Genomic DNA, 22,421 nt, shown 5'->3' with positions numbered 1-22,421 from the left:
TTAACCTCCGCAAACAGGTGGCAAAATAGAAATTCTATCGCCGTCTTTAAGAGGTGTTTCAAGCCCGCTAACTATCTCGTCATTTACGGCAACCGCGCAAATTTTAAGCCACTCGCCAAGCTCTAATTCACTGTAGCCTTTTAAAGCCTCTTTAACTTCGAGCAAATTTGAGGCTTCAAGCTTGATGTTATCGATCTTTATCGGTCCTAAAAATTCAACTTCAACCATACTTATCCTTTTTGAAAATTTTCGCCATTTTACTTAAAATTATTAAATTTGGATATACTTGTCATCAAAATTTTTATGAAACAGAGAGTTAAATGAACGAAATTTTAAACACTATCAAAACACCTGCTTATGTCTGCGAAGAGGCGCTTTTACGCAAAAATTTAGAGATATTAAAACGTGTTAAAGATGAAAGCGGCGCGAAGATTCTAGTAGCGCTTAAAGGCTTTGCGCTAAGTGGCGTGATGGATATCGTAAGCGAATATCTTGACGGAGCTACTTGCAGCGGCTTGCATGAGGCAAAATTTGCAAAAGATTACATAAAAGGCGAAATTCATACCTATTCGCCGGCGTTTAAAGACGAGGATATCGATGAAATTTTAGATATCTCAAAGCATGTTGTTTTTAATAGCTTTAATCAATGGCAAAAATTTAAGGATAAAGCTCTTGGAAAAGGCGCTATATGCGGACTTAGAGTAAATCCTGAAAGTTCGGTTGCACCGACTGATATGTATAATCCGTGCGGCAAATTTAGCCGTCTTGGAATAACCGCTAAAAATTTTAGAGCTGATCTGCTTGATGGTATCACGGGGCTTCATTTTCACGCGCTTTGCGAAGAGAGTGCCGAGAGCCTAGAGACCGTACTTATGGCGTTTGAAGAGAAATTTGGCGAGTTTATACCTAAGATGAAGTGGATAAATTTCGGCGGCGGACACCATATCACTAGAAAAGACTATAACGTTGATCTGCTTATAAAGCTGGTTAAAAATTTCCGCCAAAAATACGGCGTAGAAGTATATCTAGAGCCTGGAGAGGCGGTTGGCTGGCAGTGCGGATTTTTGATATCAAGCGTGCTAGATATCGTTGAAAACGAGAAAAATATCGCCATCTTAGACACATCAGCTGAAGCGCATATGCCTGATACCATACTAATGCCATATCGTCCGGCTGTGCGCGGCGAGAGTAAAAGCGGCAAATTTAGCTACCGCTTTGGCGGCAATACCTGTTTAGCAGGCGATATCGTGGGGATTGACGCGGGGGAGGCTGATTATAAATTTGATAGCGAGCTAAAGATCGGCGATAGAGTGATATTTGAAGATCAGATCCACTACACTATCGTAAAAAACACGACTTTTAACGGAATCAAACTGCCTGATCTGCTACTTCTTAAAGAAAACGGCGAAATAAAAACAATTAGAAAATTTGGATACGAGCAATATAAGGATAGGAATTAAAGAGATAAAATGATAGTTAATAAGAGCTATGAAATTGCTTCATGTGATGATGTAGAGCTTAATATCAAGCGAGATTCACTTTTGGAATTTCGTATAAGTTATGATAACGAGTGCGAGATAGAAACTGTGCTATTTGTAGTGTCAGGACTTGGTGGCGATGCAGATTCATCTTACAAACAGCATCTGGCCGAGTTTGCTGTAAAGGAATTTGGTGTAGCTGTTGTAATTGTGAATTATCATTGTATCGGAAATAGACCTCAAGTCGGTTCTGTATTTTGTATGGATAGAATTGATCAGTACTATTTAGCTGCCAAATGCCAAGAGATAGGTATTCCTTTAAGTGGAGATCTAAGCTCTTTAGAGAGTTATCAAATGACACAAAGCATTTTGCTTGCTCTTAATCAAACAATATCTGACAAAAAAGCCAAAGGAGAACTTCCTGATGATTATTTAATGGAACTTTCCGTAACTATTCAGCCAACTAAAAATGAATATCAAAATTTTGGGATTATGCAAGCTCAAGATCTCATAAACACACTGCTTTTTATTAAAAATTCTCCGCCATTTAAAGTTTTTGGAGCAAATACGGATAATCTTAATATTATTATGCTGGGTAGCTCACATGGTGGATATTTAGCTCACATGGCTGCAAAAATTGCCCCATGGTTAATTGACGGAGTGATAGATAATAGTTGTTATGCAAACAATCCTTTTTCTTTTATAGGATTTGGCAAAGAGGTTGACTATAAAAAATATTATGGCTTTTCAACTACACTATTTTTTAATAATATTAATATCTTTTGCTCTGATAAGACTTATTGGACCTTAAATCAAAATTCGCCAAACTATTTCTCTGAAGCAAGGGAGGAGATACGTTATTTGTTAAATTTGGATCACTTAAAAATACAAAGTGGGTATCCAAAGCCAATTTACGTCAGTTATCACTCCGTAAAAGATACTAGTATTGCTCCAGCAAGCGACAAGGCGGAGCTTTATAAAATACTTCGAGAGTTTGGATTCGATGCTACTTTAAATATGATAAAAGATGAGAGTGAAATAGACGGTAAATTTATTAAAAATTTAAAACACGGCATGGATATGTCTATGAAAAGCCTTATTAAAAAAGAGCTATCAAAAATGATTAAAAAGCTAAAAAAAGTAAAAAAAGAGCCTTGGAACCAAAAAAGCATAAGTTATAAAAGTGTTGATTTGATATATAAATTTTATGAGATGGATGATAAGATAAATTTGGCAATTTCTAAAACAAAACAATAAAATTCATAAAAATATCATACTTAATTCTAGTTTTTTAAAATTTATACTATTTTGATAATAATATAAATTGATTTTGAGATTTGTTTCTAATAAAAAATAGTAAAAATTTGTTTTCAGGAATAGCTCTAAAAGCCATAAAAATAGGGAGTTTGAATTATGCAATTAAGGCATATTTAAGCTAAAATTAACTTTTTGGGCTTATATTTTTTTAAGTATATTTGCTAAGCTTAGTCGTAGTATAGTTTCATTGTCGAAATTTAGATAAACACTTTCGACATTTGAGATTAAAAGGGAAATAAAGATGGCAAGTATGAGGGAAATAGCAGCTGCTAGAGCGCTTTACTATTCGCTTTTTTCAAGACTTTTTGTCTTTAGTATTAAAGAGGATAGATTCGATGGCGTTTCAAAAATGCTCTCTTTGATGACTACTGCTAACTTTGATGAAAATTCTGCCGCTGCCATAATGAGGCTTAGCTCAAATTTTGATGAAAAAAATCCGCAAAATATAATAGATGAATACGATAATATATTTCACGCTCCTCCAAAGCCGCTTAGAAATAGCTTATCCTATTACGACGAGGGTTTTGAGATAGGAAGTATATGCGCCAAGATAAGAAAGATACTGGCGCATACGGACATTAGAAGGAATGAGAAAAATTTTAAAGAGAATGAAGATAGCGTAGGATTCGTTTTTACTCTTATGAGCGAATTTGTAAATAGATCTACCAGAGGAGAAAGCGAATACGAAGAGCTTGCCGAGCAGTTGTTTAAAGTGGCTATAAATCCATATATAGATCAGTTTTGTGAAAAATTATTTATGCACGAAGAGGCTAAAATTTATAAAGATGTAGCGATGCTTCTTCAAAGTTTTATAGAGTTTGAAAGAGTGTGCTATGAGTTATCAAAACCTACTGTTCGTGACGAGTCAAGTAAGAAATCTTATGACAATATATCTCGTTCGGAGATGATTAGAAGAGAGAAAAATAGAGTTAGAAAAATGACAGCTAAAAATTTTGAGGGAGAGGAATAATGGAAAAAACAAGACGTGAATTTCTCAAAAAACTTGGTTTTGCCGGAAGTGCAGCAGCTGTAGCTGCAACTGCTGCATATTCTGCAGGATCAAATTTAAAAAGTGGGAAAAGTAAGAAAAGTGAGGTGCTTTATACAAGAAGCAAAACTTGGGAATTTTACTATCAACAAGCAAAGTAAATTTAATAAGATATAGAAAGGGCTAGGATGTCGCAAGCTAATATAGGTATTGCGCCAAGCAAAATCGGTCGTAGATCGTTTTTGAAGATGGCGTCGCTTGCTACTGCTATAGGCTCTGCTAGCGGACTTGCCGCAAGCGGAGTTACAAGAGAGGCTAGTAGTGAAGAGAAAAAGAATCCATTTCCAAATTCTCGTATCGTAAAGAGCATTTGTACGGCGTGCTCTGTGGGGTGCGGAGTTATCGCAGAGGTTGAAAACGGCGTTTGGGTTCGTCAAGAGGTAGCTCAAGACCACCCTGTAAGTGCGGGCGGTCACTGCTGTAAGGGTAGCGATATGATCGATATGATTCGCTCTCATTGTCGCTTAAAATACCCTATGGTTAAAGAAAATGGCAAGTGGAAACGCATAAGTTATACAGAAGCGTTTGACAGAATAGGCGCTCAGCTTAAAAAATATAGAGAGGAAAATCCGGAGCAAGTGATGTTTCTAGGCTCTGCCAAGGTTAGCAACGAACAAAGCTACTATATAAGCAAATTCGCTGCTATGTTTGGAACGAACAACTTAGATCATCAAGCTAGAATTTGACATAGTGCAACAGTCGCCGGTGTGGCGAATACTTGGGGTTACGGCGCTATGACAAACCACCTTGGAGATATCCAAAACGCAAAATCTATATTTATAATAGGCGCAAATCCGGCGGTTAATCACCCTGTTGGATTTAGACATTTCTTAAAAGCTAAGGAAAATAACGGCGCTAAGCTTATCGTGGTTGATCCAAGATATACAAGAACTGCGGCTAAGGCTGATTATTTCGCTCAAATTCGCCCGGGAACGGATATTCCTTTTATGTATGGAATGATGAATTTGATCTTTGAAAACGGCTGGGAAGATAAAAAATTCATAGAAGATAGAACTTACGGTATAGACTTAATCCGCGAAGAGGCTAAAAAATGGACTCCTGAAGTGGTTGAGGACGTAACGGGCGTTAAAGCTAGCACGCTTAAAGAGATAACCGAAGTCTTTGTTAAAAACAAACCGGGCTCCGTTGTATGGGCTATGGGTCTAACTCAGCACACCATAGGAAGCTCAAATACTCGTATAGCTCCTATCCTTCAGCTAATACTAGGCAACATGGGCGTAAGCGGCGGTGGATGTAACATCCTTCGCGGACACGATAACGTTCAAGGCGCAAGCGATATGGCAAACGCTCCTGACAGTTTACCTGGATATTACTCTAAAAACGAAGGCTCTTGGAAGTATTTTGCTAAGATGTGGAAGGTTGATTACGAGTGGTTACAAGGAAATTTCGTTAAACCTGAATGGATGTTTAAGCCGGGCTTTACTCTTGCTAGATGGTGGGCGGGACCGCTTGACGGAAAGAACGGAAACGATCCTATAGATAACGCAGGAGCAAGCCTAAAAGCTCTATTTGTCATAGGAAACGGTATAACATCTACCGCTCAACAAGCAAAGGTTCAAGAGGGTCTTGATAATCTTGAGCTTCTTATATTAGCCGATCCTTTCGTGAATGAAGCTGGTATTGTTACAAATAAAAAGGATAATATATTCTTACTTCCTTCGGCTACTCAGTTTGAGACAAGCGGAACGGTTGTAGCCACAAACCGCTCTGGACAGTGGAGATCTCAAGCTATCGAGCCAATGTATGAGAGCAAACCGGATCAAGAAATTTTATTTGAACTTGCTAAACGTATAGGATTTTATGACGAGCTAACCAGAACTATCCGAGATGAAAACGGCAAGATAGAGTGGCCAGAAGCCGCTACTAGAGAAATTTCAAGCATAGTAAAGAGTATCGGACTTACGGGCTGGACTCCTGAGAGACTTAAAAAACACCAAGAAAACTGGGATAAATTTGATGAAAAAACTCTTCTTGGTAAAAAAGGCACCCCTGTTGAGGGCGAATACTACGGTTTGCCATGGCCTTGCTGGACTACAAGCCACTGCGGAAGTCCAAATTTATACGCCATAGATAAGCCTGTAAGCGACGGTGGTATGGGCTTTAGAAATCGCTTCGGTTTAGAGCATAACGGCGTAAATCAGCTAGCAGGCGAGGGCAGTGCACCTGTGGGTTCTGCGGTTAAAGGCGGATATCCTCAAATCACAAAAGAGAATATCGAAAAAGTTTTAGGCATCACTCTAACAGAAGAAGAGAAGGCTAAGATGGGTGCTAGCTGGGCGACTGATGATAGCAATATCATAGCCGAAAAATGTATGGAAAAGGGCATAGCTCCTTACGGAAACGCAAGAGCAAGAGCGATAGTTTGGACATTTGCGGATCAAATTCCTCAACACCGCGAGCCAATACATTCGCCAAGAACAGATCTTGCCAAGAAGTATCCAAGCTTTAAGGATAAACCAAATCACTACCGCGTATTTACAAAATACGAGAGCTTGCAGCAAAGCAAAGATTTTGCTAAAGAGTTCCCTGTAAATTTGGTTACCGGACGTTTGGTAAATCTAAATGGAGCCGGTATGGAAAATAGAGCGAGCAAATATCTAGCGCGCTTAACTCCTGAGATGTTTGCCGATGTGCATCCTGAGCTTGCTGCGAAATATCAGCTTAAAAACGGCGATATGATCTGGATTTACTCTCCTGAGGGAACTAGAATCAAAGTAAAAACAAGGATAGTTCACTCCGTAGCGCCTGATATGATATTCTTACCGTTTCACTTTGCGGGAGTGATGCAAGGTGTTGATTTGACTGGAAATTTCCCTGATGGAACTAAACCTTTTGCATCCGGCGAGAGTGCGAATACGGTTACTAACTACGGATATGACATAGTAACTCAAATTCCTGAGACAAAAGGCGGTCTATGCCGCATAGAAAAGGCGTAATATGAGCGATTTAACTAGATTAAAATTTTATTGCGATGATGATAGATGTATAGATTGTAACGGATGCGCCGTAGCTTGTGACGAGGCTCATGAGCTGCCTATAGGTGTTAGAAGGCGTAGAGTTATTACATTAAACGAAGGAATTCAAGGCAAGGAAATTTCTACATCTATTGCTTGTATGCATTGTGAAGATGCTCCATGCTCTTTGGTTTGTCCTGTTGATTGTTTTTATATTAGAAACGACGGAATCGTCCTTCACGATAAAGAAATTTGCATAGGCTGCGGATACTGCTTGTATGCTTGTCCTTTCGGTGCGCCTCAATTTCCAAAAAGCGGCGTGTTTGGGGTTAAGGGCTCTATGGATAAGTGCACCATGTGCGCGGGCGGTCCTGAGGCTACAAATAGCGAACATGAATTTGAAGAGTATGGTCAAAACAGAATTTCAGAGGGGAAAGTGCCGGTATGTGCGGCAATGTGTTCAACTAAAGCTTTACTTGTGGGGGAATCTGCTATAATTGCACAAATCTATCAAGACAGGGTAAACGCTAGAGGTTACGGTATAAAAGATATCAAGCAAAGCCCGACTTGGAAGATAGCCTATTACACAAAGGATAGATTATGAGAAAAATATTATCTCTTTTTGCGTTTGCTATAAGCGCTTTTGCTCTAAATTTACCTGACGGCACAAATCAATATGAAAGTAATGTTTGGGCTGCGGGCAGGGTTGAAAACATAAAGCCTTATGAAGACGGCTTTGGTCCGCTTTTTACCTTTATTCAGGGAAATGACTACTTCGCATTTGGCGTAGTTGCTATACTTGCTGCTGTTGTGTTCGCCTTTGTTCTTCACTTTTTGATCATAGGTCCAAAACACTTCAGCCACGACGGCAAGAAAATTTATGCCTTCGGAGTGATCGAGCGCGTATCTCACGCTCTTGCGGCGGTATCTTGGATAGTGCTTGTTCCAACCGGTATCATCATGATGTGGGGCGATCTATTTGGCGGCGGAACCTTTGTTAGGATCTGTAAAAATTTACACGGCATAGCTACGATCATCTTTGCGGTCTCTGTGCCTCCGATGATGATTTACTGGACAAAGAGAATGCTTCCTGCGATCTATGACATCAAATGGATGATGATAGTGGGCGGCTATCTTTCAAAGGTTAAGCGCCCTGTGCCTGCTGGCAAATTTAACGCAGGACAAAAGGCGTGGTACTGGATAGCTATCCCTGGCGGTCTTGTGATGATAGCAACGGGAGCTGCGATGTATTTCCTAGACTTCTCAACTCCAAACGTTGCAGGCTGGCTTGGCATGAGCCAGATAGAGGTTCTTAGACTTTCAGCTATCATCCACAACATACTTGGCATCGTGTGCGCTACTTTCTTCTTTGTGCATATCTACATGGCGGCAATCGCTATTCACGGAGCGATCTGGTCGATGGTTACGGGATATAAAGAGGAAGAAGAGGTGGCTATACTTCATAGCTATTGGTATAAAGAGCTTCAAAGCAAGGGTCAAATTTAAATTTTATAAAGAGGGAATTTGTGTTCAAATTCCCTTTAAATTTAAAATTTAAGAAATATGCTAAAAAATCATATATAAATAGCTTCAAGATACCCAATATTACGATATAAAATAAGTTTAAGTTTTATGCTTTATTTAAGTTAAAATCTAATACAATTCAAATGTAAATTTTAATAGAATAACTATGTTTTATTAAAATTTAAAGGAAGTCGATGCAACCGATTTATACCACGCAAATCACCAAATTTAAAGGTGATGAGCAAATTTTAAAAGATGATATTTTGGTTCGTGAGATCAAGCTTGAAATTCAGATCAACGACAAACGCTTCGGTGCTATGATGGCGACACCTGTGGATCAAGAAGCACTTGCCGTAGGTTATCTTATAAGCGAGAATATAATAGCTAGTCCAAAAGATATAAGCGAAGTTAGGCTTGAGGATGACGGACTTATGGTCAAAATAGCCGCAAAAGTAAATGAAAAGAGTATGGAACGCTTTGATGAAGAAGCTATCATCATAAGCGGATGCGGTAGAGGACAAACCGCCAACATCGATCCGGAGGCGATGGCGGCAAGAGTCGTAAAAGCCGATGTCAAATTTAAAAAAGATGAAATTTTAAAGCAGATGGGGCAGTTTTACACGCAGTGCGAGCTTTATGAGATGACGGGCTGTGTGCATACGGCAAAGCTTTATGTGGATGAAAATACTTTCTTTATCGGAGAGGATATCGCTCAGCACAACACTATCGATAAAGCCGTAGGCAAGGCCTGTTTAGCAGGAGTTGATCTTGGCAAGACGTTTTTGATGGTTAGCGGAAGATTAAGCTCTGAAATGGTGGCAAAGGCTGTGATGCACGGTGTGCCGGCACTTATTTCACGAACGGCTCCGACTAGCCTTGGAGTGCTGATAGCGCGTAAATTTAACCTTACTCTTTGCGGATTTGCAAGGGGCGAAAATATGAACGTTTATAGCGGTCTTGAGAGGATTATAGGATGAGCAAAGAGGTCGAAAATTTGATAAATGATCTGCTGAATTCAAACGGCAGACTTGATTGCGGTTCGGCTTTTAAAATTTCAGCCAAGACAAACACACCCATAGAAGAAGTAGGAAAGATAGCTACGGATATCGGCGTTAAGATCGATAACTGCGAGCTTGGACAGTTTGGAAAGCTTGATTGTGATAGTGGAAGCGTAGAGGTTTTATCCAAACTTGAGCCGTTTTTAGATGAGAAAAGAAGGATATTTTGCGCCGATGGAAGAAATGCGGCGCAAGGGGTCGGCTTAAAGAAAATTCGCTCAACTTTAAAAGATTATAAAATAGATGTCAAGTACTGCAAACTAGGCTGTTTTAAAGAAAAAAAAGGCAAGAAAATGGTAGTAAAAACTAAAACATGGATAGAAAACGCAGAGGGCGAATTAATCTTTGGCAAAGGCAAAACCGAAGTTCTTGAAGTAATAGCTCAAGTGGGCTCGATCTCAAAAGCGGCTGAAATTTTAGGAATGAATTATAAAAAATGCTGGAATCACTTGCAAATTTTACAAAAAAATATGAAAGAAGATCTTGTAAACACAAAGCAAGGCGGCGGAGATAATGCGGGAACTACGCTAAATGAAAGAGCTTATGAGCTTATTAACGCCTATAAGCAGCTTCAAGCCGATATCGAAGAGTACGCAAACAAGCGTTTTAAAGAGCTGTTTATCAAAAAAGAAGAAAAATAACAACCAAATTTATACAAGGGAGAAAAAATGTATATCAAACTAAACGACAGAGTCTATCTTAACAAAGATAAGATCACGAGAGTAAAAGTTGACAGCGTGCAAGACGGTATTAGGATCCGCTTCTACGAGGGCCAAAATCAAGTCGCAAAGAGCGGAAAATTCGAAAGCGAAGCAAAAGCTATCGAATGGCTTGAGAAAAACTTCATCAACAAATAACAACCACAAAAGGCGCTTAGCAGATCTAGGCGCCGCAACTTTTAAATTTCACTTCTGCAAATTTCACATCTACTTTTAACTCTTTAAATTTTAAAATGATATAATCTCTTCTAAGCTTCAAGGTTTATCGGCTAGAGCTGGTTTGAAGAGACAATAAAAAGGAAAAATATGAGAATAGATTGCAGAAATTTAGAGTGCCCACAGCCCGTTATAAATACTAAAAACGCGTTAAATGAGCTAAAAGAGGGCGAAATTTTAGAAATTTTAGTAAATGCCGTAGCTCCAAAAGAGAACATCAGCCGCTTTTTAACCAGCCAAAATATCAAATTTAGCGTCTTTGAAAACGGCAGTGAAACCACGATAAAAGCGGTTAAGAGCGGAGCTGAGATAAAAAGCGAAAAATTTGATGAGTTTGTTTGCGATGTGCCTAGTAAGGCGGGCAAAGTTATTTATATCAGCGAAGAGCACGCAGGTAGCGGGCCTGTAGGCGTTGGACTCATGTCAAAATTTATAGGCGCGCTTCTTCAGCTTGAGACCAAGCCTTATGCGGTTATTTGCGTAAATAATGCCGTAAAGATGACTACCGATCGCGGACATGTGAGTTTTGCGCCATTAAAAGAGCTTGAAAAAGCAGGTGTGAAAATTCTAAGTTGCGGAAGCTGCTTGGAGGCTTATAAACTGGTTGATAAATTAAGTATCGGTGAGATGACAAACGCCTATGAGGTCGTGAGTCTGCTTGCCAAATACGATGTGATAAAACTATGATGTATAACGATAAAAGACTTACTAAATTTGTAGCCGCTGCGGGTTGAGCTGCCAAACTTGACCCGTCGGGTCTACACAAAAGCATTGGCGGACTTGATCTGGCGCACCCGAATTTGCTTACGCGCGTGGATACAAATGAAGACGCGAGCGTATTTAAGCTAAGCGATGAGATTGCGCTCGTGCAGACGCTTGACTTCATCACGCCGGTTGTCGATGATCCATATCTTTACGGTCAAATAGCCGCGGCAAACTCTCTTAGCGATGTCTTTGCGATGGGTGCAAAAGTTATAAATGCATTAAATATAGTTGGCTTTGACAGCTGTCACTTTGAACCAGAGGTTTTAAGAGAAATCTTGCAAGGCGGACTAAGCAAAGTACGCGAGTGTGGCGGTGCGCTTGTAGGCGGACACAGTATCGCGACTAAGGAGATGTATTACGGACTTAGCGTAGCAGGAAGTGTGCATCCAAGCAAATTTTGGGCGAATAATACAGCCCGCGCGGGCGACGTGCTAATCTTAACAAAACCTCTTGGAATGGGTGCACTAAGCACTGCGATCAAGGCTGATATGCTGGAGTTAAAGCAGATAAAAGAGGCTGCCAGCTATATGGCTCAGCTAAATTTTTACGCCGTTGGTGCCATGAGTGAAATCTGCGTTTCTGCGGCTACTGACATAACGGGATTTGGCTTTTTGGGGCATTTAAGCGAGATGTTAAGAGATGATATAGGCTTTGAAATTTTTGCCGACAAAGTGCCTATCTTAAAGAGTGCAAAAGAGATGGCAAGTATAGGACTTTTGCCTGCCGGAAGTTATAAAAACCGAGAATTTGCAAGTAAATTCGTAATCGGCAAAGAGGCTGATATACTGCTTTACGATGCTCAAACTTCCGGCGGACTTTTGCTTGCAGTTGATGAAAAGCAGGCAAATTTAGCTCTTAAACGACTAAAAGAGGCAGGATATGAGATGAGTTCTATAGTAGGTTGTGTTACTAAAAATAACACAAATAAGATAAATTTAATTTAGGATAAATCTAAAAATTGATAAATATTGAAATATTGATGAGGTTTTGATAATAGTGTATAGTGCTTTATGGATAGAAAATTAATCTTTCTAATCTGACACAGTCATTATTTAGCCATTTGTTTAAATTTCATCTATATTTAATACCTGTTATAAAATATATAGTAAAGTGGATTTTTTATGAAAACAGGGCCTAATTTATTTTATAAGGAGCAGAAATGGCTACAAAAGAGATTAACCTAGAGGATTTAAAAAACGATATCGATGCGCTGAAATCAGATTTTAAAGATATTGTAAAATCAATTAAAGATATCGGAGTTTCCAAAGTTGAGGCAGGCAAAGATAAAATTTTAGACCAAATAGATGTTGAAGAGATCAAAAAATACATCGACGAGCTAAAAGCAAAAGGCAAAGATAGCATCGATAGCGTAAATGACACTATCAAAGAAGATCCTATAAAAAGCGTTGCCATAGCTGCCGGAGTTGGCTTCGTGCTAGCTTGGTTGCTCAAAAAATAATGGCAAATATATCTGAGTTTATAGTCTCTGTTGTAGAGCTTGTCGAGGCTCAGGCTGATGATATCAGGCACTCTTTTTTTAAGAGTGCCAGCGGCTTTTTGCTTACCGTTACGGCGACTGTATTAGCCATCATAGGATTTATATTTTTCCTTGTCGGGTTAAATATACTTTTAGTTTCTATGATAGGTGAGGTTGCAGCGTATTTATCGACCTCTTTTGTCGCTTTTATAGCCGCATTTATCATATATAAGGTAGCTTCATGGAAAGCAAGATGACAAGAGAAAAGCTTGGCGTAGTCGTAGCTATGCTTGAGGGAAGGGATAAAAACAAAAAGCGCTTAAGACTCGAAGAAGCAAAGCTTAGGATGCTGTTAAACGATCCCGGCTTTGACATTTCTCATGAGCTTAAATTTATAAATCAAGGCATGATTGCCGATGCTTTGATAAATTTTATAGATAGAAATTTGATTATGCCTGCTTTAGTCAAGCTTTTTAAAGGATAGAATTGATAAAATAAGAGCCATAAAATAAAGGAGATTTTATGGAGCATTTGGATTCTAAAAACTATTTGGAAATTATAAATTTTCGTCATGCTTGCAAGATTTTTGACGAAAAAAAGAAGATAAAAAGTTCTGATTTCCAGTTTATTTTAGAGGCTGGAAGATTAAGTCCTAGCTCTCTTGGGCTTGAGCAATGGGATTTTATAGTTGTCCAAAACCCTGTTATGCGCGAGAAGATAAAAGAAAAATCTTGGGGGCAAGCTCAAATCACTACTTGTTCTCATCTTGTAGTTGTCCTTGCAAAGATCTCTGAGCTAAAAAGCGGTAGCGAGTATATAGATAAGATGATAGATAGATTTCCTTTTAAATCGCCTGAAGAGCGCGCAGCTAAAGAGGAGTTTTATAAAACCAAATTAGCGCAAAAGCTTCAAGATAATGATGAGATTATCTTTCAGTGGGCGCACGAACAGTGTCTTTTTGCGGCTTTAAATATGATGAATGCGGCGGCAAGTATTGGGGTGGATAGTTGCCCTATGGAGGGCTTTGAGCGCGAAGAGGTAGGTAAAATTTTAGGCATTGACCCGCTTAAGCACCGCGTAGCTATCATCGTGCCGTTTGGCTATAGACTAAATGAACAACCTCCAAAATATCGCCGTGATATGAGTGATGTCGTAAAGTGGATAGAGTAAATTCAGGGGCTATTAACCCTGAATCTATTATAAAGTAAACTTTAGTAGTCTGGCTATCTCTTTGCCTGTTTCCTTAAGCATTAAATCACTGCTTAGGCCAAATCTGTTGCCAAGAAAATACGTTATTACAACCAAAGTTCCATCTTTGTTTTTAAAGTAGTAAAATTTCTTTCCTCCGGCTTCGCTTTGTTTAATATCTACATTATCATCGCCAAACGCTTTTATAAAGTCATCTTTATAGCTTATTCCTACACATATTATTAATTTTGGTTTGTAAATTTTTACCCTTTTTCTCATCTCTTTAAAGCGGTTTTCTTGTATCCATTGTATATACTCGTTCTTAGTTTTAAAGCCTGTAGCGATGCTAAGTTGCTTATTCCAGAGAGCAAAGTCGGTATTTTTAAAAGCCAAAGGATATAAATTTAGCTTAAAATAACCTTTTGAATTGATAACAAACGGTTTTACTTCCTCGTTAAACTTTAAAATGTCGGCATATCCGTTTAAAGACGCTAAAAGTTTGAGAGCTTTTTGATTAAATTGATAGGCTAAATTTTCTTCGTTGTTTTTATAGCCTTTAGGTATGCTTTCGTCATTGTTTTTAAAAATATTTTCTAACTCATCTTCATTAAAGCCCTTCTCCCCACTCTATGCCGCATAGCCACGCGCTTGGATTCTCAGGCGACCCTATATCTCCGCCATCACATCCGCTAAAGCCTAAAGCCCACTTTTTAAAATATTCTTCTGTCATATTATCCTCTTTGGCATTTATTTTAAAATCTCAATTATTACAAATTTTGCCGCTTGGATTGAACCGTGCATGCTTAGGTGTACACCATCATCTTCTCTGAGTGATTTTTTATTATCATCAGTTTTTACAAATTTCCCATTTTTACATAGTGCGTCTGTTAAAGATATGAACTGCACGCCTTTTTCGTCTGCCATGCTTTTAAAAATTTTATTTAAATCTCGCATTTTATCGCTATATTTTTTATTTTCCATACAAGGTAGTCCAATCCAAACCATATCTATATCGTGTTTTTTGGCTACCTGATATATCTCCTCTACCCTGTTTTTATATCCGTTTTTCCAATCATCTGTGCCAAATTTTGCTACTTTATTGCCAAAAGTAGAGCTATAAGTGTCATTTGCCCCAAAAGCTGCCATCAAAATGGCGTTTTTATCGCTATTTTCCTCTAAAATTTTATCAAGTTCATTTTGCCAATCATAAAATTTCTTGTTAAGTAGTCCTGTGCTTGATTTGCCTAAGTTTTTTACTTTAACCTGTTTGTTTTTTAAGAGATTTTCAAAACCCCATCCAAAACCCTTCATAATTGAATCACCGACCAAAATAACTGTCGAATTTGATTCCAAGCTTACCTTTTTAGGCTGAGTTATGTTTTTTTGTGGTACTACCTCAATTTTCTCTACTATTTTTGTTTTATTTATATCTTTAGGTTCTTTGGTTAAATTTTGATCTATTTTTTTCACTATTATAGGCTTTTGCTCTGTTATATTTGTATCCAAATTAGGCTCTATTGTTTGAGGTAAAGAAGATGGTTTGTCTTTTAAAAAATTTAGACGCTCAAGCTCTTTGTTTATAAAATTTATAGCAAGGATACTAAATTCGTCAAGTTTTGTATCACTCAAAATAAAATCTTTTTGATATTTTGCTTCAAAATATATAGAGAAAGGGTTTAGCAGGATTAAAAATACTATAAGAAGCGCTCCAAATATTACCGCAAAAGCTCTCATTAAAATCCTTGATAGATGAAATTTGGCATACCGCTAGGCATTAAAAAATATACGATTAATCCGAATACAGTTAAAAATATCATACTAAAAAATAGATTTATTTTATTAAAAAAATTAAAAATTAAAGATCTAAAATTTATATTTGCGTATATAAAAGTAAATAGAAAAGCTACTGCAAAAACAGCCAAGATTTGTAAATAATCTTCATTAAAATTTGTTCTCATAGCCTTTAAAAATCTTAGCATTCCGGTAAAATCTGTTACAAAAAATATCCATATAAAACTAACGAAAATAAAAGTAAAAAATCTCTTTAAAAAATCAAATTTCAATAGATCGATTTCTTTTGTGAGGTTTAAAAATATAACTCCGAATCCATGCATTAGTCCCCAGATGATGAAATTTATCCCGGCTCCATGCCAGATGCCTGATATAAAAAATACTATTAATACATTTATTTGAGTTAATAAAGCTCCGCCTCGACTACCTCCAAGAGGTATGTAAATGTAGTTTTTGAAAAAATTCATCAAAGTTATATGCCAGTTTTGCCAAAATTCTTTTAAATTTAAGGCTGCAAAAGGGCGATTGAAATTTGGCGGTAGATTAAATCCACACATCAATCCCAAAGCCAAAACAAAATCCACGTACCCGCTAAAATCGCAATAAAGCATTATTGAATAACCAAATAGAGTGGCTATAAGCTCTGATGTTGCGAGTGAATGTGGTGCTTGGAAGGCCGGATTTATAATATCAAAAAGATGGTTTGCGATTAGTAGTTTTTTAATGATTGCTAGTGTAAGCAAGGCGAATATCTTACTCTCTTTACCAAATTCTTTTTTAGAGTTTAGCTTTTCAAAAAATGGCTTTGGTTTTAAAATCGGTCCTGAGATAATAACTGCAAAAAAGCTCAAGAACAAAAGAGTATCGAGCAAATTCGGCTCATCTATCTCTTGATTATAGCTATCTACAAGCAAGATTATACTCATAAAAGAGTAAAACGACACTCCAATAGGCAGAGCTATGTTTTCAAATTTTATTACTCCAAACTTTAGTTCGAAAAAGCCGTTATATTTAAAAAATGCAAGAGTTAAAACCACAAAAGCAATGCCTAAGAATAGATCAAAAGATGAATTTGTGTCGTGTATTTTTTTCGCAAATTTATACACAATCAGGCTAAAAATTATATTTATAATTAGGAATTTAAGTCCAAGCAGTCCTAAGAATAGATATGAAAAGCTAAGGATTAGCCATTTTTGAGCTTTTATATTTGAGTTGAAAAAATAATAAAACAACCAAAAAATAAAAAAAGATACCGCAAATTCGATAGAAAAAAGATTCATAACTCGCCTAAATTTTATTTGGATTATATAAAAAATTTGGTTTTGAAATCTTTAATATTTAGATTTTGTCTATATTTGACTTTTTATTACTTCTATGACATTTTTTACATCGTTTTCTGGTTCGCTTATTTTATTAAATCTTTTTATGATTTTGCCGTCTTTTATGATGAGAGTTTGGCGGTGATAAAATTTCTTGCCGTCACCAGTGCTAAAGGTTTTTAAATTTAGCGCCTTTTCAAGCTCGAAATCCTGATCGCTAAAAAAGCTGAAATTTACCCCTAAAGCCTCTTTAAACTCTTTAGTTTTTTCTATACTTAAAGCCCCAACCGTGATAACCTCAAAGCCAAATTTAGCTACTTCGCTAAGATTTGCTTGGTAAGCTTTGCATTGGTTTGTGCAACCCGTTAAGCCTTTAGTTTGTTTTAGCTCTTCAGGTAGAAATTTCCCGCTCTCGCCCATTTTTGGGTAAGCGATAACAACGCAGTTTTTGTTTTTAATCAGTTCTAAAAAATCAATTTCGTTTCCGTTTATATCTTTTACGATCATGCTTTATCCTTGTTAAATTTGATTTTATGATAGCATAAATTTGCGCTAAAGCTGCGCGAGTAGAGCTGCAATCGGTAAAATTTGAGCTTAAAATTTAGGCTTTTTTCTGTTTGGCGTTAAAGAAATAGACCAAAAACAGCACGGCAAAGCTGATTATGAGCATGAGTGCGGAGTAAATATGCGCTTTTTGATAATCCATCAGCTCGACCGCTTCGTAAATGGCTATGCTTGCGACCTTTGTCTTATCACCGACACTTCCTCCTATCATCAGCACCACGCCAAATTCACCCAAAGTATGGGCAAAGCTAACGATAAGTGCGGTTAAAAGCGAAGGCTTGATATTTGGCAACGCAACCATAAAAAGCGTAGTCCATTTGCCTTTACCCAGTGAATAACTCGCCTCAAAAAGGCTCTTTGGCAGGCTTGAAAACCCAGCTTGCAACGGCTGAAACATAAACGGAAGCGAGTAGATACAGCTTGCTATAACAAGTCCCGAGAAGTTAAAAACCAAGCGTATATCGAAATTTTCTTCCATAAATTTGCCAAAGAAATTGTATGGCGAAAGAAATACAAGCATATAAAATCCAAGCACCGATGGCGGTAAAACAAGCGGAAGGGCCACTATGGATTCGATTATCGGTTTGGCTTTGAAATTTGATCTGCTTAGCCAGTAGGCAAGCGGTAGCGTGGCAAAAAACAATATAATCGTCGTGATAAAAGCAAGTTTTAATGATAGATAAAACGGCGTAAAATCAATACTTGATATATCAAACATCGCTTTTGCTTTTTCTAAGAGTTGCCGCAAATGCTTTTGCGCTAAGCGTAGCCTCGTCGCCCGCTTTTAGATTCGCCGCTTCCTGATGGCTTAAGACTACTTCGCAAAGCTGCTGTCCGACAAGAGTGATCGCCACATAGATACAGTCGCGCTTTTGAATTTCTAAAATTTTGGCATGAAAGCTAAGCTTTTGGGAATTTGAGTGCTTTAAAAATATCTCGCCGGCGCTTCCGCAGCGCTCTATCACACCTTCACTTAGGACAAATACCTTTGAAGTAAGTTTATAAATTTCAGCTATATCGTGGCTTACCAAGATGGTCGTCATATCAAATTCGCGGTGAATTTTAAGCAGATAGTCTTGCAACTTTTCGCGCATAGATATATCAAGCGCGGAAAGCGGCTCGTCAAGCAGCATAATTTCAGGCTTTCGCATAAGCGCCCTTGCAAGCGCCACACGCTGCTTTTGACCGCCCGAGAGCTTTGAAATTTGAGCGTTTTTAAGTGATGTTAGCTCAACTAGGTCAAGCAGGTGGTTTGCAAGCTTTAAATCATTGTTTGCAAAAAGCAAATTTTTAAGCACGTTCATATTTTCAAACAGAGCGTAATCTTGAAACAAAAATCCTATATTTCTCTTTTGAGGCGGCAATGATTTTCCCGCATTAAAAAAGAATTTGTCCTTAACTTTTATCACTCCGCTATCGGGGGTTTCAAAGCCTGCAAGCAAGCGTAAAAGAGTAGTTTTACCGCTTCCGCTTTTGCCGTAAAGGGCTACGAATTCGCCTTTTTTGATATCTAGATCAACGTCAAGGCAAAACTGTCCGCCAGAGCCGTTTAAGATCTTTTTGCATCTAAATTCAATCACGGTTTTTATCGCTGATATAAAGTGAAGTGGCTTTTACGTAAGCGTAAATTTCGTCATTTTGTTTAAGATTTAACCTCCGGCAAGATTTTGTCGTTATTATGCTTTCAAATTCGAAATTTAAAGACTTTAAATGCAAAACGCTTGTGATATTGCCTTTGGTTAAATTTGAGATTGTCGCTTTTATCTCGTTTGTAAGCGAGCAGTTTTTCAAAGGAGTCGTTGCGATGATGACGTCTGAGCTTTTAAAGGCGAGTTTTACGCTATCGCCTATTTTAAACTCATCTAAATTTTCAAGCCCAAGCATATAAAATTTCATCTCGCCTGAAGTAAATTCAAAGAGATTTACGTCCTGGTTGCCGGTTATATTTGAAACTTGGGCCTTTATCATTATATGTTGTATCCGAATTTTCTAAAGATCTCTTTTGCTTTTTCGCTTAGGATAAAATCATAAAACGCCTTGGCTTCAGGGTTGTTTTCGCCGCGTTTTAGAAGGATTACGCCTTGATCGATCGGAGTGTAAAGATCAGGATTAACTAAGATGAAGTTTTTGCCCTCTTTGTATTGAGCCATTTTTGGATCATACATTGCGCTAGCTGCGATAAATCCGGCATCTGCCGCGCTAAGAGCTGAGCTTAGAGCCTCTGAAATTGACTTTGTGTAGATGATGTTTTTTTCAACTTTATCAAAAATTCCATCTTTTTTAAGCGCTTCGATACTAGCTTTGCCGTAAGGTGCCGACTCAGGAAGTGCGATAGCTATAGCTTTTAGTCCCTCAACAGCTTTTATGCCTTTTTTGAAGTCGATATCGCGGATGCTAAATAGTGCAAGTGCGCCTTGAGCGTAAACTATAGGACGAGTTGCAGAAAAGCCCGCTTCATCAAGGTTCTCAACAAATTTCATATTTGCCGCCATAAATACATCAGCAGGTGCGCCGTTTTTGATCTGAGTTGTCAAAGCGCCGCTTCCGCCAAGTGTTACGGTTACTTTTGTGTCCGGATTTGTCTTGGCAAATTCAGCCTTTAGCTCTTCAAACGCATAAGTTACGTTTGCTGCCGCAAATACGTTGATCTCGCCTGCGTTTAGGTTGAAAGCCGCAATTGTTGCTAAAACTAATGAAAAGAAAGTTTTTTTCATATTTATACTCCTATTATGATTTGACTTGATTTGATTACGGCTGTTAGTTCGTCGCCAACGCCTATTTTCATCTCCATTGCGCTATCTTTTGTTATGATTGCGGTGATGGTTTGATGATCGTTTATCTCAAGGACTATTTCAGCGCTTACCGAGCCGATTTTAGCCTCTATCACCTTGCCTTTTAGTTGATTTGCCGCACTTATGTTTAGATTTTCGTCCTTGGCAAGCATAACGCTTGGAGCTTTAAATATAAATACTACTTTTTTGCCGACTTTTAAATTTAAATTTTTTTCTGATTCTACAGTAACGGCGGCATGTAAAATTTCGCCATTTGATAGTTTGGCTATTATGTCTGAATTTACGGCTCCTGTTTTAATTTTAATTATCTCGCATGATAGTTGATTTCTAGCACTCAAATTCATGCTCATACGTTGTAAATTTGCTATTTCGTTAGTTGAAATATCAATATTTGAACATACTTTTTCCAAAAATACTTTTTGAGATGCAAGCATAGCTTCGTAAACGCTTATCATCTTTCTTCCATACTCGGTCAACTCACTTCCGCTATTTTTCTTATTGCCCTGCGCTCTTGTTATAAGCGGTTTTTCCGAACGGTTATTTAGCGCGTCAAGACTATCCCAGGCATTTTTATATGAAATTCCTACAAACTCGGCCGCTTTTGTTATGCTTTTTGTTTCGTCTACAGCCTTAAGAAGGCTTATATGTTTTGCTAAAACAGGCACTCCGCTATCTAAAAATAACTCTAAACTTACATCAGCTTTCATTAAAATTTCCTCTATTATTTGCTTTGATATAAAAATATAATTTTTTAAGTATAAAATAGTATATATAAAAATAAACTGAAAATTTTTTCAGCGTTATTTTTGTGTATTTATAATTTTATAAATTTAAAAGCAACAAAATTATAAAATCAAAGCTTTTGTTATAATTTTTTTGATATTATTAATTTTTTTGAAAGGTTTTGATGAAATTTATTTTTTCTTTTTTGCTTGGTTTCATCATTCTATTTGCAAATGATATTAGCGAATTTGATGATGAATTCAAAGACAAAACAGAGGTTTTTGATCCATTGTCCAGATATAATAGGGCCATGACCAATGTCAATGATTTCTTATATGAAAATTTATTAAATCCGACACTCAAAGGATATAATTATATTATTCCGCAACCGGCCAGAGAGGCTGTTGATAACTTTTTTGATAATTTAATGTTTCCTGTGAGGTTTGTAAATAATGTTTTACAACTAAAATTTAAAGAAGCCGGAGAAGAGACTTTAAGATTTGTAGCCAATACTATAATAGGTTTTGGTGGACTAACGGACGGAGCTAAATATTATAATTTACAGCGGCATGATGAGGATTTTGGTCAAACTTTAGGTTTTTGGGGTGTTGGAAGTGGCTTTCATATAGTATTGCCTTTGGTAGGACCTTATAATTTAAGAGATCTGCTCGGATTTTGGGGGGATTATTTTGTAAATCCTATAACATTTGTGGATCCTCAAGCCTCTTCAAACGGGATCAAGATTTATCAAAAACTAAACAATATCTCTTTAGATGTTGATGCATACGATAGACTTAAAAAAGATGCAGTTGATCTATATCCATTTTTACGCGATGCTTACGAACAGCGCCGCAACTATTTGATAAAGGAATAAAATGAAATTTTTAAAAATTATTTGTGCTATGTTTTTGAGTGTTTCACTATTTGCGATAAGCGAGAGTGAGATAAAACCAAGCGTTGAAAGCGCGACTCAAAACGCGATAAAAGTGCTAAAGGACAAAAATTTAAATAAAGATGAAAAAGCGGATAAAATTTTTGCCATCTTTGATCCGTTTTTTGACTACAAACAGATGGCTAAAATCAGCCTATCAAAGCGCTATGACGCACTAAGCGATGTGCAAAAAGAGCAGTTTGATAAAGCCTTTGAAACTCGCCTTAAAAACTCATATGTAGATAAACTTCTAAGCTACAACGATCAACAGATAAATTTAAAAGAGTTCACAAAGCCAAACGAAAAAAGATACTGGCTAAACGGCGAAGTCGTGAGCGAAGGCAAAAGCTATCCTTTTGTCTATAAATTTTATGACGCAAAGGATCGTGGCTGGCTAATTTACGACCTTGATATCTTAGGCGTTAGCATAGTTCAGACTTATAGAAGCCAGTTTGGAAGCCTGCTTGAAAAAGGAAGCTTTGAAGAGCTGCTAAAAAGACTGGAGACAGTAAATTTGCCTGAGGATAGCAAATAAA

At 37.5% G+C, this 22,421-nt stretch carries 29 protein-coding genes; 18 read left to right on the top strand and 11 right to left on the bottom strand.

From position 1 onward, the window contains the following. Positions 1 to 228 carry a MoaD/ThiS family protein gene (locus CDOMF_RS09535; RefSeq protein WP_260951760.1) on the bottom strand — a complete coding sequence of 76 codons (228 nt, stop codon included), beginning with the start codon at positions 226 to 228 and terminating at the stop codon, positions 1 to 3. A gap of 92 nt (positions 229 to 320) precedes the next feature. Between CDOMF_RS09535 and nspC the strand changes: the two genes are divergently transcribed. The 16 genes from nspC (at position 321) to CDOMF_RS09455 (ending at position 13,747) form a co-directional block, all read left to right on the top strand. After that, positions 321 to 1,460, top strand: coding sequence for a carboxynorspermidine decarboxylase (gene nspC / locus CDOMF_RS09530; RefSeq protein WP_260951759.1), 1,140 nt, complete (start codon positions 321 to 323; stop codon positions 1,458 to 1,460). Between the two features lie 9 nt (positions 1,461 to 1,469). Continuing rightward, positions 1,470 to 2,735, top strand: coding sequence for a DUF2920 family protein (locus CDOMF_RS09525; RefSeq protein ID WP_260951758.1), 1,266 nt, complete (start codon positions 1,470 to 1,472; stop codon positions 2,733 to 2,735). A 301-nt stretch (positions 2,736 to 3,036) separates the two neighbouring features. Further along, positions 3,037 to 3,765 carry a TorD/DmsD family molecular chaperone gene (locus CDOMF_RS09520; protein WP_260951757.1) on the top strand — a complete coding sequence of 243 codons (729 nt, stop codon included), beginning with the start codon at positions 3,037 to 3,039 and terminating at the stop codon, positions 3,763 to 3,765. Continuing rightward, positions 3,765 to 3,944, top strand: coding sequence for a twin-arginine translocation signal domain-containing protein (locus CDOMF_RS09515; RefSeq protein ID WP_170019737.1), 180 nt, complete (start codon positions 3,765 to 3,767; stop codon positions 3,942 to 3,944). The genes CDOMF_RS09520 and CDOMF_RS09515 overlap by 1 nt, the downstream gene beginning before the upstream one ends. Positions 3,945 to 3,971: 27 nt before the next feature. Continuing rightward, a complete protein-coding gene (locus tag CDOMF_RS09510) occupies positions 3,972 to 6,800 on the top strand; it encodes a formate dehydrogenase subunit alpha (RefSeq protein ID WP_260951756.1) in 2,829 nt (942 codons plus the stop codon). Position 6,801: 1 nt separating this feature from the next. Beyond that, the gene (gene fdh3B / locus CDOMF_RS09505) at positions 6,802 to 7,422 is read left to right on the top strand and encodes a formate dehydrogenase FDH3 subunit beta (protein ID WP_170019733.1); all 621 of its coding nucleotides are present in this window, start codon (positions 6,802 to 6,804) and stop codon (positions 7,420 to 7,422) included. Continuing rightward, positions 7,419 to 8,324 (top strand): formate dehydrogenase subunit gamma, encoded by a 906-nt coding sequence (locus CDOMF_RS09500; RefSeq protein WP_260951755.1) that lies wholly within the window; start codon positions 7,419 to 7,421, stop codon positions 8,322 to 8,324. Before fdh3B ends, CDOMF_RS09500 begins: the two co-directional genes overlap by 4 nt. A gap of 212 nt (positions 8,325 to 8,536) precedes the next feature. Beyond that, entirely contained in the window at positions 8,537 to 9,319 is a 783-nt protein-coding gene (fdhD, locus tag CDOMF_RS09495) for a formate dehydrogenase accessory sulfurtransferase FdhD (RefSeq protein ID WP_172198203.1), read from the top strand. Further along, a complete protein-coding gene (locus CDOMF_RS09490; RefSeq protein WP_260951754.1) occupies positions 9,316 to 10,041 on the top strand; it encodes a winged helix-turn-helix domain-containing protein in 726 nt (241 codons plus the stop codon). Before fdhD ends, CDOMF_RS09490 begins: the two co-directional genes overlap by 4 nt. Positions 10,042 to 10,068: 27 nt before the next feature. Continuing rightward, on the top strand, positions 10,069 to 10,257 hold the full coding sequence (locus CDOMF_RS09485) for a sodium-dependent tyrosine transporter (protein WP_169941203.1): 189 nt from the start codon (positions 10,069 to 10,071) through the stop codon (positions 10,255 to 10,257). Positions 10,258 to 10,425: 168 nt separating this feature from the next. Further along, the gene (gene yedF / locus CDOMF_RS09480; RefSeq protein WP_260951753.1) at positions 10,426 to 11,022 is read left to right on the top strand and encodes a sulfurtransferase-like selenium metabolism protein YedF; all 597 of its coding nucleotides are present in this window, start codon (positions 10,426 to 10,428) and stop codon (positions 11,020 to 11,022) included. Continuing rightward, the gene (gene selD / locus CDOMF_RS09475; RefSeq protein ID WP_260951752.1) at positions 11,022 to 12,044 is read left to right on the top strand and encodes a selenide, water dikinase SelD; all 1,023 of its coding nucleotides are present in this window, start codon (positions 11,022 to 11,024) and stop codon (positions 12,042 to 12,044) included. The genes yedF and selD overlap by 1 nt, the downstream gene beginning before the upstream one ends. A 215-nt stretch (positions 12,045 to 12,259) precedes the next feature. Continuing rightward, positions 12,260 to 12,559 (top strand): DUF883 family protein, encoded by a 300-nt coding sequence (locus CDOMF_RS09470; RefSeq protein ID WP_260951751.1) that lies wholly within the window; start codon positions 12,260 to 12,262, stop codon positions 12,557 to 12,559. After that, positions 12,559 to 12,834, top strand: a complete 276-nt coding sequence (locus tag CDOMF_RS09465) for a hypothetical protein (RefSeq protein WP_170019721.1) — start codon at positions 12,559 to 12,561, stop codon at positions 12,832 to 12,834. The genes CDOMF_RS09470 and CDOMF_RS09465 overlap by 1 nt, the downstream gene beginning before the upstream one ends. After that, positions 12,819 to 13,061 carry a hypothetical protein gene (locus tag CDOMF_RS09460; protein WP_260951750.1) on the top strand — a complete coding sequence of 81 codons (243 nt, stop codon included), beginning with the start codon at positions 12,819 to 12,821 and terminating at the stop codon, positions 13,059 to 13,061. The genes CDOMF_RS09465 and CDOMF_RS09460 overlap by 16 nt, the downstream gene beginning before the upstream one ends. A gap of 38 nt (positions 13,062 to 13,099) precedes the next feature. After that, positions 13,100 to 13,747, top strand: coding sequence for an NAD(P)H-dependent oxidoreductase (locus CDOMF_RS09455; protein ID WP_170019718.1), 648 nt, complete (start codon positions 13,100 to 13,102; stop codon positions 13,745 to 13,747). A 27-nt stretch (positions 13,748 to 13,774) separates the two neighbouring features. Here the strand turns inward: CDOMF_RS09455 and CDOMF_RS09450 are convergent, their stop codons facing one another. The 10 genes from CDOMF_RS09450 to CDOMF_RS09405 all read right to left on the bottom strand — a co-directional run bounded on the left by CDOMF_RS09450 (position 13,775) and on the right by CDOMF_RS09405 (position 20,938). Continuing rightward, positions 13,775 to 14,158, bottom strand: coding sequence for a hypothetical protein (locus tag CDOMF_RS09450; RefSeq protein ID WP_260951749.1), 384 nt, complete (start codon positions 14,156 to 14,158; stop codon positions 13,775 to 13,777). Positions 14,159 to 14,372: 214 nt separating this feature from the next. Then, the gene (locus tag CDOMF_RS09445; protein ID WP_260951748.1) at positions 14,373 to 14,495 is read right to left on the bottom strand and encodes a hypothetical protein; all 123 of its coding nucleotides are present in this window, start codon (positions 14,493 to 14,495) and stop codon (positions 14,373 to 14,375) included. A gap of 17 nt (positions 14,496 to 14,512) precedes the next feature. After that, the gene (locus CDOMF_RS09440) at positions 14,513 to 15,499 is read right to left on the bottom strand and encodes a DUF459 domain-containing protein (RefSeq protein WP_260951747.1); all 987 of its coding nucleotides are present in this window, start codon (positions 15,497 to 15,499) and stop codon (positions 14,513 to 14,515) included. Beyond that, the gene (locus CDOMF_RS09435; protein WP_260951746.1) at positions 15,499 to 16,836 is read right to left on the bottom strand and encodes an MBOAT family O-acyltransferase; all 1,338 of its coding nucleotides are present in this window, start codon (positions 16,834 to 16,836) and stop codon (positions 15,499 to 15,501) included. The genes CDOMF_RS09440 and CDOMF_RS09435 overlap by 1 nt, the downstream gene beginning before the upstream one ends. Positions 16,837 to 16,905: 69 nt before the next feature. After that, positions 16,906 to 17,382, bottom strand: a complete 477-nt coding sequence (locus tag CDOMF_RS09430) for a redoxin family protein (protein ID WP_260951745.1) — start codon at positions 17,380 to 17,382, stop codon at positions 16,906 to 16,908. Between the two features lie 94 nt (positions 17,383 to 17,476). After that, on the bottom strand, positions 17,477 to 18,157 hold the full coding sequence (modB, locus tag CDOMF_RS09425; RefSeq protein WP_260951744.1) for a molybdate ABC transporter permease subunit: 681 nt from the start codon (positions 18,155 to 18,157) through the stop codon (positions 17,477 to 17,479). Next, positions 18,150 to 19,019 (bottom strand): ABC transporter ATP-binding protein, encoded by an 870-nt coding sequence (locus CDOMF_RS09420; RefSeq protein ID WP_260951743.1) that lies wholly within the window; start codon positions 19,017 to 19,019, stop codon positions 18,150 to 18,152. Before CDOMF_RS09420 ends, modB begins: the two co-directional genes overlap by 8 nt. Then, positions 19,012 to 19,407: a TOBE domain-containing protein gene (locus CDOMF_RS09415; protein WP_260951742.1), complete on the bottom strand. Its 396-nt coding sequence runs from the start codon at positions 19,405 to 19,407 to the stop codon at positions 19,012 to 19,014. The genes CDOMF_RS09420 and CDOMF_RS09415 overlap by 8 nt, the downstream gene beginning before the upstream one ends. Then, positions 19,407 to 20,153 (bottom strand): molybdate ABC transporter substrate-binding protein, encoded by a 747-nt coding sequence (gene modA, locus CDOMF_RS09410; RefSeq protein WP_260951741.1) that lies wholly within the window; start codon positions 20,151 to 20,153, stop codon positions 19,407 to 19,409. Before modA ends, CDOMF_RS09415 begins: the two co-directional genes overlap by 1 nt. A gap of 2 nt (positions 20,154 to 20,155) precedes the next feature. Further along, on the bottom strand, positions 20,156 to 20,938 hold the full coding sequence (locus CDOMF_RS09405; RefSeq protein WP_260951740.1) for a TOBE domain-containing protein: 783 nt from the start codon (positions 20,936 to 20,938) through the stop codon (positions 20,156 to 20,158). A gap of 200 nt (positions 20,939 to 21,138) precedes the next feature. On the opposite strand from CDOMF_RS09405, the gene CDOMF_RS09400 reads away from it, so the two are divergent. Next, entirely contained in the window at positions 21,139 to 21,828 is a 690-nt protein-coding gene (locus tag CDOMF_RS09400; RefSeq protein ID WP_260951739.1) for an MlaA family lipoprotein, read from the top strand. A gap of 1 nt (position 21,829) precedes the next feature. Further along, a complete protein-coding gene (locus CDOMF_RS09395) occupies positions 21,830 to 22,420 on the top strand; it encodes an MlaC/ttg2D family ABC transporter substrate-binding protein (RefSeq protein WP_169975661.1) in 591 nt (196 codons plus the stop codon). The last annotated feature ends 1 nt before the right edge of the window (position 22,421 follow it).

The sequence above is a fragment of the Campylobacter sp. RM16187 genome (genome assembly GCF_025319965.1).
In the GTDB taxonomy this organism is placed as follows: Bacteria; Campylobacterota; Campylobacteria; order Campylobacterales; family Campylobacteraceae; genus Campylobacter_A.
Note: the sequence above shows the minus strand (reverse complement) of the source record. Positions and strands in the feature narration are given on the sequence as shown.